Below are 12,614 nucleotides of genomic sequence, written 5' to 3' on the forward strand. Positions count from 1 at the left end.
TATTTTTCTGGATCATACCGAAATGAGCAGACTAGACAAATATTAACTGTATCAAATGCATTTATTTCGGTAATTTGCCTCAATCTTAAAAAAATAACTGCAGCTTTTACATATAAAAAATGAGTCACGTGCCTTACTTCCTCACTAAAGTAAATGAGGTATTGTGCAATGATCAGCGGTCAGGGAACGAGCTTCAAAGAATTTCCTGAGTATATTTTATTCAACACTTCCGCAGGAAGCCCAAGTGAGTTAAGAAACTCCTGCAGGTGATTGTCGTACTGGTCTCTTCCGTACAGGATGCGGTCCTGGAATTCTAGTAGAAATTCCTTAGTGAACCCGGCATCCCTCTTCAATGCATTGAGCCCTGAGAACGCAGACAGGTCTCCGTACAGATTCGGGTACTGCCGCATCATCTCTACTACCTTGCCGCCCTGCACTACTTCCCCTCGCGGATAATCGGAGGACATATAGCCTTCATCCTTGGAGATATGCGACCAGAAGCCCGGGCCGTGCCCGAGGAAGTTCGTATCCGGGCATTGCCGGATAGCCCGCTCGTAAGCTTCGATTCCTCCGCCATACCAATAACCCGGACGATTCGGATATCTTCCGTCGCTACCCGCGCCATAGTTCACTTCCACGATCACGGGCAGCCCCTTCTTACCGCAGAACTGGAACAGGCGCACGGCATCCCAGTTGTCATACATCATGCGCAGCATGATCTCCCCGCATATTCGTACGTTGTACAGCTCGATGGCGGCCTCCAGCTTGTCGATGGCATGAGGATGCCTAGGATCGGGGGCGTAGCCCAACACGAACTTGTCCGGCGCTTGCTGGTAGCTTGCTAGACAGCTGTCAAACGGAATCGGTCCGTCCGCATTACCTCTTGTGATTCTGTGGTAAGCGGTAGAGTATTCATGCTCCGGCGTTTCAAGTGTTAGCAGCCAAGTCCGATCAATGTCGTTCTGCTCCATATCGGCCAGGATTTTATCCGTCGTGTAGCCTAGATAGTTGGGGTGATTGTGGCTGTCGATAATCATTCAGGCAACCTCCTTCTGTCGAGTATGAAGAGGCTTATTTGTGAGCCGCTGGCATTTTGTCAGGCCAGTTGGCCACGCAAATATATTCCAGATCTTCATCTTTGGAAATACAGATCGCCTCGTGAAACGTATTCCGTGGAATGTATACGATGTCCCCGGCTTCCATGATGTGCTCGGTGTCATTCAGCTTAATACGGGCCTTGCCTTTGAGAACAAAATAGATTTCTTCCTCATCGTCGTGAATGGAGCCGGAAGGTGTGTCCTCTCCTTCTTTAATTCTGACGAAATTGCTCATAATCGTTTCTGCATTCTCGGCTGGCAGGAAAATCGCGTTCCCCTCGGCATATCCAGGGCAATCCTTCAGTTTTTTCACAAACGGTTTAATCATTGTTAACGCCTCCTTGGAATAGTAGTTTGTTCTGACCTCTCTATCGTACTGAACCTTCCAACCAGGATAAATGTTAGAAACAGACATGATTTCACGAGAGATGTCCTGATTTTAAAAGGGTGTAAAGCAATTTTGTCATCTATCGCCAAAGGGTAGTATACTGATTTTAAATACAATTTAGGAGGGGAAGGGCTTGTACCAGAACGATTCAGATCTCAGCATAGATAGTTCGGGACGTTTATTTACCAAAGTTATGATTGGTTCTCTTGTGTTCGACGTAATGATCCGATCTGACGTTTTGAGAGATACCCCCTCCGAGCAGCATAACCACCCCGCTTTCGAGGTGCATTATTTCATGTCTGGGTCGGGTACGCTGCGGATCGGCTCGAGGGAAGAAACGATTGTACCGGGGACTGTGCTTCTGATCAGCCCTAATGTATATCATTCGATTCGAGTGCATCAAGGACATCCCGTTAACCGACATTTTATCCAGTTTTCATATGTGGAGTCCGGGATGGGTGGGAATTCCTTGCAAAGACAGGAGGGCATTGACATTGTTCATATTTTGTCGGGGATTGAATACAGGTACTTTGTAGACGAGAATATGGATCAAACTCTTCGGATTATAGACAGTATTTACATAGAGAAGGAAAGTTCACTAACAGGGTTCTTCAGTCAGCTGCAGAGCTTGATCACCCAATTGATTATTCGGCTTATCCGATCACTCTCAAGCAACCATTCTATTGGACAAATTCCGCAAAAAATGAACGATAATATGCGCACTACTCTTATTGATGGTTTCTTTGATCGTTACGGCGAGGATTTGACCATAGATGATTTGGCCAGTCAATTATACTTAAGCACCAAACAAACGAATCGAATAATCAAACAATATTACGGCACTTCGTTTAAGCAAAAACTGCTTACCACTCGGATCCAGGTAGCTATGGATTTATTAAGGACGAGCGAGCTAAGTATAGAGTTTATTTCTGAACGGGTCGGATACACGTCCATATATGCCTTTTGTAAGTTGTTCAAACAGCGTTCAGGCCTTACTCCTGCAGAGTATCGGGCTGTTCAGTCGAGGAAGGATAGCTAGCCGCTGGTATTGTTTTTTAATATTTATGTACGGTGTAATGTAATCTGCTTCCGATACTGTTTCGGCGTTATGCCCATTTTTTGCTTGAAAACTTTAGAGAAGTTGTAGGCAGGAGCATATCCGACGTGCTCTGCTATTTCCGAAATCGTCATTTGGGTGGACTGTAATAGGTCGAGCGCGACTTGAACGCGAGTATCAAGCTGTTTTTGCTTAAACGAAGTCTGATAGTACTTGTTCAGAATACGGTTTGTCTGTTTATCGCTGATATACAATAGTTCCGACAGATCATTAATGGTCAGGGGCTCCCGATAACGATCAAAAAAGCCGTCTATGATATCACCTTGATCCTTGTCGATTGTATTAGCAGGAGGAGGAAGGGTGTTGCTCAAGGGCTGGATCGGTGTCAAAATCCTCATCATGTGAATGAGTAACTGAACAAACAGACTCTGCATCTGCCAGTCAGCTCCTTTCAGCGCCATCTCGGATTCGTAGCAGATTTCCTCAATGATTCGCAACATAGGTTCTATTCCTGTTTCTAAGTACAAATAGGGGCCCATATTGGAGAATAGTGACTGTAGCTCATAATGGGATTGTTGGTGCTTGGATGCTTCTGCTTGCTCCAATTCGTTAACAGTTAACTGCATCGAATATCTATGAAGGTCGTGGTTCGGATGAAAAGAATGATACACACCAGGACTAATAAGGATGAATGAGTCAGGGACAATATTTATTTTTTTATTGTCTATGTATAATGTTCCTTCTCCAGACAGAAAGAAATGCATCTCGTACAACGAATGATTATGTCTTGAGTATTTGTTGGATGGAATGAGGTTGGGGATAATCGAAATGAACATTTGAAAAGAATCGATGGTTGTTCGTATATCTAACGGAGCTGTGGCAGTATTTCGGTTAAGCGAATCGTCGTTAATCAAAACGGTTCCCTCCCCAAATCTATTTGACTTCTAGCTACAATTGTAAATCAGGTTGTAATTGCAGGCAACACCTGCCGTCATCGTCGGCAGGTGTTTTAATTGAACACATATTTAGTTACTTTATCATGCCAACGGCTTTCATCTGTTCTTCATAAGCCTTAAACATTTTCTCTCCACCGTACGTGGTCATCAATTCTTGGTAATACTTGGGGTAGTTTTTACCTGACTTCTCGTCCATGATGAGTTTGATTTGAAACTCTCTCATTTTACCCCGGAATGCTGCAAGATCAAATCCTGTCGGCGGAGTTACATTAGTTCCAATATTTGCTCTAACAGGTATGCTCAGCAGGAATTTATTGATCGCACGGTCCCTCTCTGTTTCATTGGGATCGATTACCGTAAGTCCGAACGTTTCTGGAGTATTCGGCGTGAAGAAATCCCAGATTTTCAGAAAGTCCCCTTGTTTTATTATATCGTTTGTGATTGCATCCTGTAAAAGCGATATGTTGTTCCCGTCTTTTTTGTAATGCTTTCCTTCCAGGCCATAGTGGGTGAGCAGGAAGCCTTCCTGGCTTGACAGCCAATCGAGAATGTCAATGATTCGAGCGACTTTTTCGGGTGACTTATCAGCTGTTGTTTTTGGAATCAGGAACGGTGAACCCGGAAGGTTGGAAGTTGCGAGAGGTGTATCTTTAAATGGCACAAACGGTTGCCATTCCGCATTCGGATTGATAGCTTTAGAGCGAACCTGAATGCTTTGCGGATTGGAATCATATGCGAAATTTTTGGAATTGCTTAGAACGACCCCTACTTTCCCCTGAATGGCTTTATCTTCTACTTGAGGTCCTTTGTTCAAAAACCAATCCGGATCGACCAAATCTTCCTTGATCAATTGGACAATGTCATTAGCCACTTGCTCAAATCGCAGGTCTGACTGCATATCGATAAATTTGTTGTTCTCTATAAATAAAGCATAGGTAAGACCATTCTTGATCCATTCCGGCCAGTCTAAAGACGGTGAACTGCCGTTTCCAGCCGTAGAAAAGCCATAAGTATCTTTCTTTCCGTTACCATCGGGATCGTTATTACGGAATGCCTTTAGCACATTGTAATATTCTTCATAGGTGGTTGGCATTTTCAGATTCAGCTTATCCAGCCAGTCCTTACGAACATAATAGGAGCGATACACCTTGCGATCAAACGGAATCGGATTGCGATAGTGTGGATAGTTGCCATTATATCGCTTAATCTCAGCTTCATTCGTCCAATATTTATAGTAATTTGGCATGGTTGATGGACTGACGAACTTGGATACATCTGCAAGAAGTCCATCCAGATTATATTTCAAACCTCCATCAGCATTACCATCTTTCCACATGTCAGGAGTTTCACCAGATGCCATCAGGGCGTTTAATTTCGTGTTGTAGTCTGGTGTGTCTGCGACCATGTAGGTTACCTTGAGATTCACATTGAACTTTTCCTCAATTGTTTTCTTGACGAAATCTTTACTTGTGTCAGCAGGTAAACTTGAGTTCGCCGGTCCGTCGATAAAGATGCTTAGATCCAGCTTCGGTTTGGTAGTAGATACCGATGGCTGCGGTGTGGATGCGCTTTCATTATTCTGAGTCTTACTGCTGCAGCCGGGAAGAACAAGTGTACCGACCAGTGCTGTGGTCACGACCCAATTGACATGTTTCATTGTTTGACCCCTCCGTTTTTGTATTAGTAAGCTTGAAATTTTCATAGCGCTTACTGGGACCAAGATAACATCGAAGATAAAAGGAGGTCAAACCATATATTGGAATAAATCCTAAAAAATATATCATTATTTTCACCGTTCAAAATATCAGCAAACTCGCACATAAAACCCTCAAATACGGACAAATATGACTCCATTCAGTCCGGTTTTACCATTTTTATTGAGCAAATATTCATTTACAATTAACTTATTTATTACATTAGTCACTGATGGGAGGGGACATGATGGAGAAATAGTATTCTGTTGCATTTACAGTGTAATTATTGCTTCAAGGGGGTGGTATCCAGTCCATGTAACAATTTTTCTTAATTGTGAAAACGATTACATTCTACCTTATTGATTCATTAGCAAATTAGGAGGTTATACTTATGCGCAAATATTCGGTTGTCAAACTGGTTATTCTCGTTACAGGATTGATGCTAGCCTTGCCGCAGGGTACATGGGCTGCCGACAGAAACAGCGATCGGTTCTTAGAAATCGATCAGAAGACCAATAACGGAAGGGCAGCTTCTGAAAAAACGAATAGTGGTTCTTTAGCCTGGGGGGAGGCGTATTTTCTCGACGGATATGCGAACATGTTCGAAGCGACTCGTAAGACAGAATGGCTCGATAAGTCAGTCGAACAAATAGACCGAATGATAGGCAATGCAACTGATCCTGACGGGGATGGATATCTTGGTTGGAGCGACATTGCCTACTCGAACAATCATCTCAAGAATAGCGCCCCACCCGCGCTTACAGGCGCTTCATCCTCAGCAACGGAGCTGCTGAGCAACGGCTCCTTCGAAACAAATTTGAATGGCTGGACACAGCAAGGGAATTCGGCTAAAACTTATCGCTCTACAGGGGCAGGGGATGCATACATCGGTTCTGCGGGGTTAATTGTGGAGAGTGATGGTACGAATAGTAATCGGCTGGTGCAATCACTCCCTTATTCAGCGAATAAAACTTATATTGTGGAAGCATACACAGGAGTAGAGACAGAAGCAACGGAATCGCGAATAGAAATTTATAATTCAACCACAGATAAAGTGTTGGCTATCCAGCGTGTGTATCATGTAGGCTTCCAGCGCGTGTTGTTCAATTTTACAGCACCATCAAGCGGATCGATACAGATCCGATTGGCTTTGGAAAAATATGATGCCTCAGGTTACAAAGCACGTTTCGACGGGATCAGCGTAAAAGAAGTGGTTGATCACCCTCAGGAAGTCGTTCTAAACGGTACCTTTGAAGCGACAGCAGCTGGTGATTCAACCTTGCCTGCCAATTGGACCCGTTGGCAGTCCAATTCCACGAATGCAAGAGTGGTCACCGGGATAAACAATTTCTATACCGGATCTAAAGGGTTGGCCATCACTACGGATAGTACTCAATGGCGTGTCATGGAGCAGACGATAGCGTATACGCCTTCTCAGAAATACTTGCTCAGTTTCTACGGCCGCGTATCCGACCCTAGATATGGGGGCTATATTGAAGTGCTGAATGCGACTGATAATAGTATATTGGGTTCTTATACATTCAAGAATTCTATGTGGGAGCAATTCCGTTTCGGGTTCACAGCACCGTCGATTGCGGGGAAAGTTGTGAAAATAAGATTGTATCAGGCTCAATGGAACATCAATGATTTCACAAGCTACTTCGATGTGGTGTCAGTAAAGCCTGTTGTTCAGAAAGAACCTGCAGGCTGGAGCAGGGGAAGCCTGGCGTTAGCTAATGCACATGCTACTAATGAATCCGGAGTGAATCCTTATGATGATTGGGGACTCGAACTGATCCATGATGGGACGGGTACTCCGCAGCAGTTATCCCAGGAGCTAATCAATTATGCGCCTTCTAGTAAATATGGCTTCCGAGTTACGGCTAATGTGTCGCCAGGAGCTTCAGGGGCTATACGGATTGTTGATGTGACGACTGGATCGACTCTGGGAAGTACGACTGTAGCTAACACTGCTATTTTTCAAGATTATACGGTATACTTCGATACACCTGTTGCCGGGCATACACTTCGCGCTGATATTTACCTTACTGGCAGTACACCTGGGCACAAGATGTGGGTATCTTCTGCAAGAGCTGCACAAAGCTTCGAATTTCTCGTTCATGATGGAATGATAGGTTGGTCTATGCTTCGTTATGTGAATGCAGTCTACGCGAATCAGTGGCTGGATAATTCTTACAAGTTAAAGGCGGATACCTATCGTGATTTTGTAGCAGACAATCTCTTCTACAAATGGGATGCCTACTGGCATCAGCTCACAGGGACCGATGGAAGCGATAACGGTACTGGTGTGTATTCATTCCAATCCGGGTACAGCAATCCGGAGTTCCCTTCGCGAAGCTTGCCTCATAACCAGTACCTTTCCTTAGCAAAGATGTTATATCTCCTCTACGACGCAACCGAGGGCATATCTGCTTATGCGGTGGACCGTCCGAAATATTTGAGTCGGGCCAACGATATGGCACGTGCGTTTAAAAGCAAGGTGACGCCTCATCCGTTGAATGGAACGATGCTGGATGTTGGAGGTGTTTCTACCTCCATAGACGCGAGCATTTGGCATTACTGGGATACGATGGGGAGTTGGGATGACGGCCATTATTTCGTTTTCACCAATGAAGACATCTCTCATGCAAGTTTGACTGTTTCCGCTGCATACGAGGCTTACCGTCGCGGCATGGTTTTCACACTATCTGATATGCAAAAAATCTCAAGAACTTTTACAGATGTCATGTGGAATCAAAGCCTCTCTGATCCAGTGCTTTCTTATACGAACGACAGAAGACCGATTTATACTAATATAGATAAACTCAGAACCTCAGAGTCTTATGACTGGTACAACTTTGCAGAGATCGATCAGAGAGTTATTGATATTATTGATGCTGCATGTAAGCTCGAGACGTGCAGGATTACGTCCGCGAGTGCGATTGCCAAGTGGAACCGCAATAAGCTGGTCAATACAGGTATGGAAGTGAGAAGTCCGTCAGATATTACCCTCCCGATGTATTGGGCTCGCTGGCAAAGCACCTCAACAACTGCCTATCGGGATGATTCTGCTCCATATAGTGAGAACTATTCGGCAACGGTCAAAACGAATGGTACTTCCTGGCAGCTTCTGGAACAAAGAATACCCAAATTTGAACCCAATACTAGTTATATTGTGAAATTTGCGGGGATGACCAACGGTAACGTATCTGGTTATGCAGATGCTCGTAATATAAGCACCTCGAGTCAGCTTGGGGCCACAACGTTTAGCAATACTAGCTGGTCAGACCAAACGTTCAGCTTTATAACCCCATCTGCGACAAGCGATGACGTACGGATAAGGCTCTATCATAGTGCATATACACCTACGAACGGAATTGCCTATTTCGATAATGTGCTCGCTCTGCCATACTTATACGATTCCCATATTCCTAATGGCAGCTTTGAGATTACGGACATGTGGGATACAACCCGTCCTCGATTCTGGGAGCGGGGAGCCACTACATCAATGTCCAACGTGGTGGTGGATAACAGCACTACTTCTGTATCCGGTTTGCAATCTTTGAAGCTATTGACGGACAATGCCGGGAATACCTCACAGGAGCTGATTTATTGGTGGAAGGGCTACAAGCCGAACGGCTCCTATACGGTTACTGTTAAGGGAAAAACCAATGGGACGAATGGAAATGGAAGAGTGAAGGTCATCGATACATCGAATGGTGATGCGGTACTGGCGAATATTCTGGTCAACAACTCCAATTGGACTACTTATAGCACTACGTTCAGTGCTCCTGCAAGCCACGATCATGTCTTGAAGGTAATCGTCACCCATGATAACCCGACTAACGACAACGGGACTTTGTGGGTCGATGACCTGGGTATTTATTTACCCTAAGCAAATATGCCGCTGCAGCTGCACACTACAGCGGCTCATCATGGCCATGGAATGAAAATAAAAGCCAAATCCCGTTGAATCTATGAGTTAACGGGATTTGGCTTAATTTTTATTGTGGAGTATGGTACACTTTTAGGGCTGACAGAAAGATGGAATGACTTTTGTCGCGTACTTTTTACAGTTAGGATGGATGAAATGGCAGTGAATCGCAGCAGCAAGCAGATCAAAAGAAGGAATATGTTCTTATTTCTCGCCTTAATCTTGATTGCCTTTCTAATCGCAGCAGGGACGCTCTATTATGTAATGACAGTAGACACACAGCAAGTAGGTGCACCGCAAGAGCTGCAAAAGGTAGACTGGGTCAAGCAGCCCAAAGATCAATATGATGTGATTGTTACTGGAACAGATCCTGAAGGGATTGTTACAGCTATATCAGCATCTCGCAATGGGTTGAAAACGCTATTAATAGACACAGGGGATCGCGAAATTCTGGGCGGTTTGATGACGATTGGCTGGTTGAACAGCCTTGATCACAACTATGATATTGAGAAATTGCTGCCTGGGGGCAACACCGATATCCTGAATAAGGGATTGTTCTCCGAATGGTACAAGCAGGTTGAGGGTGATTCGTTCGATGTGACCACAGCAGCTAACGCCTTTAATCAAATGGTTCGGAATGAGAAGAACATAGATTTATACATGAAGGCCAAAGCGATAGAGCCTATCCTTGAGAATGGGACAAGCGGGACCAAGAAGCTTACAGGGATAGCCATTACAAGAGCGGATGGAACCAAACAAAATGTAACAGCAAAAGCTGTCATTGATGCTACACAGGATGCAGATCTTGCAGCAGCGGCAGGAGTTCCTTTCACAATCGGCCGCGAGGATCTGGGTGACAAGCAAGCTCGGATGGCAGTTACGCTCGTGTTCCGCTTGAAAAATGTGACACCGGATGTGTGGAAACAAATTCAGAAGAGGCTTAAAGATGACGGAGACCCAGGAACGGATGCGAATGAGCTGAGCGCCTGGGGATTCGGAGAAATGCAGAAGTATCCGGCCGAGAATAAGGAACGCGTGAAAATGCGCGGGCTGAACATTGGCAGACAGAACGATGAAACGATGCTTATCAATGCATTGCAAATATTCGGAATCGATGGTCTGGATCCCAAATCTCGTGCAGAAGCATTCGAGATCGGTAAAAAAGAATTACCTTTCGTTCTGGCGCATATGAAGAAGCTGTATCCTGAGTTTGCCGGTTTGGAACTGGATGCAACGGCTCCTGAGCTTTATGTGCGGGAGACACGGCATATGATCGGAGAATACCGGCTTACAATGGTTGATGTAATGGAGAATCGCGATCAATGGGATCGTATCGGATTCGGGTCCTATTCCGTTGATATTCAACGGATCTCGCCAACGGACAGCGGAGCGGTGATGAGCCACCCTGACAAATACGCGATCCCATTCCGCAGCATCGTTCCTCAGAAAGTAGACGGATTATTGGTAGTTGGACGCTCAGCAAGCTTCGATACACTTCCTCATGGTAGTGCCCGTGTTATCCCGGTCGGGATGGCGACAGGTGAAGCAGCAGGCGCCGCTGCCAAGCTTGCAATCGATAAAGGGGTCACGTTCCGCCAGCTATCCGGCTCGAAGGAGCAAATTGCCGAGCTGCAGGATATGCTGAACAAGCAAGGTATGGAGCTGAAAGCTTACCAGATCAAGCCAAAGTCTTATATGCAGCAAAAAGGCTATGAGGGACTTAAAACGTTAGTCAGCATGGGGCTTGTGATCGGAGGCTATGATAACAAAGGCTTCGATACAGAACCTGTATCTAATCCACAGCGGATGGCTAATCTCATGTCAGGCGTGAAGCGAGTACTGAAGCTGACTGGTGATGCGAATGCGGCACTGGCTTCGATTCAAGAGCCTGCGAAGGCAGCGCTCACTCTAGAGCAAGCTGGACTCACTATGGCAAGAGCGCTTGGATTGAGTACGCCTGCGGGTCAAGCGATTCAAGAGCTGCAGACAAAAGGTTACTTGAAGAAGGAAACGATTGACGGCATTGCAGACAAGCAGAAGCTCAACAACGGGGATACGTACATGATGATTCGGGATCTGGTGGAAAAGATCAAGCAATAAATGAACATCTTATTAAGCTATGGGAGGCTTCAAGATGGCATATGTATTCTCCAAAGCAGGGGAGCCTATAACAATTCCATCGCTGATTGAAGGGCTAGGCAGCGAAGGGACGCTTGCAGACAAACAAGAGGCATGGGCAAATCGCTCCGTCTCCATTAAGGCAAATATTGAGTCGGTTTTAGGCCCGTTTCCTGAGCAGATCGAGCCTGGCTTTTCCATCAAGGATGAGTTGGAACGTGAAGGTATAGTTGTACAAAGAATAGAATATACCAGCTGGGACAATGACATTGTCCCGGCTCTTGTCATGTTCCACCCGGATACCAGGAAGAAGGACACAAGAGCTCCTGGCATAATGGCCCTACATCAAACAGCTCCACAAGGTAAGGATGAAGTCGCGGGTCTCTCTCCGCGAGTTGGAATGAATTACGGCCTAGAGCTTGCTCAGCGCGGGTTCATTGTACTTGCTCCTGATGTGTTATCTGCAGGTGAGCGGATCTTCGAGGGACATGAAGCATACCGAACGGCACCCTTTCAGGAACGCTATCCCGAATGGTCGATGATGGGTAAGATGATTTACGATCATCGCTTGGGCTTAACCGTTCTTCAGAGCCTTCCGAATGTGGATGCAGCTCGGATTGGAGCGATCGGCCACTCGCTTGGCGGCTATAATGCCTTTATGCTTGCTGCCTTTGACTCCAGAATACAGGCAGCGGTAAGCAGCTGCGGCTTCAGCACCTTCGCGGGGGATTCTAATCCAGAGCGCTGGGGACTGCGGGATTGGTTCAGTCATATGCCGCAAGTCAATGCTTACTTGGAACGAGGAGAAGCTCCGTTCGAATTCCACGAAGCTGCGGCGTTGGTTGCCCCGCGTGCACTGTTCAATTGGTCCACTCAGCAGGATCATATATTTCCGCATTGGCAAGCGATTGCTGAGGGAGCTTTGCGAATAGGGGAGCTGTACCAGTACTTGGAGGCCGATAGTGAACAGTTCGTCTCGTTACTGGGCATAGGCGGTCACGGCTTTCCGGATACAGCCAGATTCGCCGCGTTCTCGTGGTTGGAGCGTCAGTTGAAGGCTTGATGATAATGGTGGAAAAATGATTCAAGTAGATTTCGTTATACAACGCTTTCGAAATTGTAATATAAATGTAATCTAATTATCATTGTCCCTTAACAATCGTGGAATATAATAGAACTCGACCCCCTTTTTAAAATATATCTCTTTGAAGGCCTACAGCTTCTGCTGTGGGCCACTTTCTTTATTGGGAACTCGTCTGCACGGATGGGAACAAGCGGAAGGGTAAGTTCAACCTTTTCGATCGGAGCTTCATACATAAACGGTGGCACTGCTTAAACAAGTGAATCATATGGTGGTAATTCAACTGTTC

General features: G+C 45.6%; 8 protein-coding genes. 4 read left to right on the forward strand and 4 right to left on the reverse strand.

Translation table 11 applies throughout. From position 1 onward, the window contains the following. Window positions 1–179: 179 nt before the first annotated feature. The gene (locus AC58QD_RS10030) at window positions 180–1,037 is read right to left on the reverse strand and encodes an amidohydrolase family protein (protein WP_497332629.1); all 858 of its coding nucleotides are present in this window, start codon (window positions 1,035–1,037) and stop codon (window positions 180–182) included. Between the two features lie 34 nt (window positions 1,038–1,071). Further along, window positions 1,072–1,425: a cupin domain-containing protein gene (locus AC58QD_RS10035; RefSeq protein ID WP_497332630.1), complete on the reverse strand. Its 354-nt coding sequence runs from the start codon at window positions 1,423–1,425 to the stop codon at window positions 1,072–1,074. Window positions 1,426–1,618: 193 nt separating this feature from the next. Between AC58QD_RS10035 and AC58QD_RS10040 the strand changes: the two genes are divergently transcribed. After that, window positions 1,619–2,524 (forward strand): AraC family transcriptional regulator, encoded by a 906-nt coding sequence (locus AC58QD_RS10040; protein WP_497332632.1) that lies wholly within the window; start codon window positions 1,619–1,621, stop codon window positions 2,522–2,524. A gap of 23 nt (window positions 2,525–2,547) precedes the next feature. On the opposite strand, the gene AC58QD_RS10045 is transcribed toward AC58QD_RS10040, so the two are convergent. Both AC58QD_RS10045 and AC58QD_RS10050 read right to left on the reverse strand, forming a co-directional pair. Then, on the reverse strand, window positions 2,548–3,456 hold the full coding sequence (locus tag AC58QD_RS10045; RefSeq protein ID WP_497332634.1) for a helix-turn-helix transcriptional regulator: 909 nt from the start codon (window positions 3,454–3,456) through the stop codon (window positions 2,548–2,550). 115 nt (window positions 3,457–3,571) lie between these two features. Further along, a complete protein-coding gene (locus tag AC58QD_RS10050; protein WP_497332636.1) occupies window positions 3,572–5,155 on the reverse strand; it encodes an extracellular solute-binding protein in 1,584 nt (527 codons plus the stop codon). A gap of 428 nt (window positions 5,156–5,583) precedes the next feature. On the opposite strand from AC58QD_RS10050, the gene AC58QD_RS10055 reads away from it, so the two are divergent. From AC58QD_RS10055 to AC58QD_RS10065, 3 genes are all read left to right on the forward strand, one after another. Further along, window positions 5,584–9,087: a hypothetical protein gene (locus AC58QD_RS10055; protein WP_497332638.1), complete on the forward strand. Its 3,504-nt coding sequence runs from the start codon at window positions 5,584–5,586 to the stop codon at window positions 9,085–9,087. 195 nt (window positions 9,088–9,282) lie between these two features. Next, window positions 9,283–11,226, forward strand: a complete 1,944-nt coding sequence (locus tag AC58QD_RS10060; protein ID WP_497332640.1) for an FAD-dependent oxidoreductase — start codon at window positions 9,283–9,285, stop codon at window positions 11,224–11,226. 34 nt (window positions 11,227–11,260) lie between these two features. Beyond that, window positions 11,261–12,307 (forward strand): dienelactone hydrolase family protein, encoded by a 1,047-nt coding sequence (locus tag AC58QD_RS10065; RefSeq protein WP_497332642.1) that lies wholly within the window; start codon window positions 11,261–11,263, stop codon window positions 12,305–12,307. Window positions 12,308–12,614 lie beyond the last annotated feature (307 nt).

Source organism: Paenibacillus sp. J2R1T-4, assembly GCF_059692235.1.

Bases quoted from the DNA above. Each gene is read 5' to 3' on its own strand.
- AC58QD_RS10060 (WP_497332640.1), top strand. From the start codon at position 9,283: ATGGCAGTGAATCGCAGCAGCAAGCAGATCAAAAGAAGGAATATGTTC.
- AC58QD_RS10035 (WP_497332630.1), bottom strand. From the start codon at position 1,425: ATGATTAAACCGTTTGTGAAAAAACTGAAGGATTGCCCTGGATATGCC.
- AC58QD_RS10055 (WP_497332638.1), top strand. From the start codon at position 5,584: ATGCGCAAATATTCGGTTGTCAAACTGGTTATTCTCGTTACAGGATTG.
- AC58QD_RS10030 (WP_497332629.1), bottom strand. From the start codon at position 1,037: ATGATTATCGACAGCCACAATCACCCCAACTATCTAGGCTACACGACG.
- AC58QD_RS10065 (WP_497332642.1), top strand. From the start codon at position 11,261: ATGGCATATGTATTCTCCAAAGCAGGGGAGCCTATAACAATTCCATCG.
- AC58QD_RS10050 (WP_497332636.1), bottom strand. From the start codon at position 5,155: ATGAAACATGTCAATTGGGTCGTGACCACAGCACTGGTCGGTACACTT.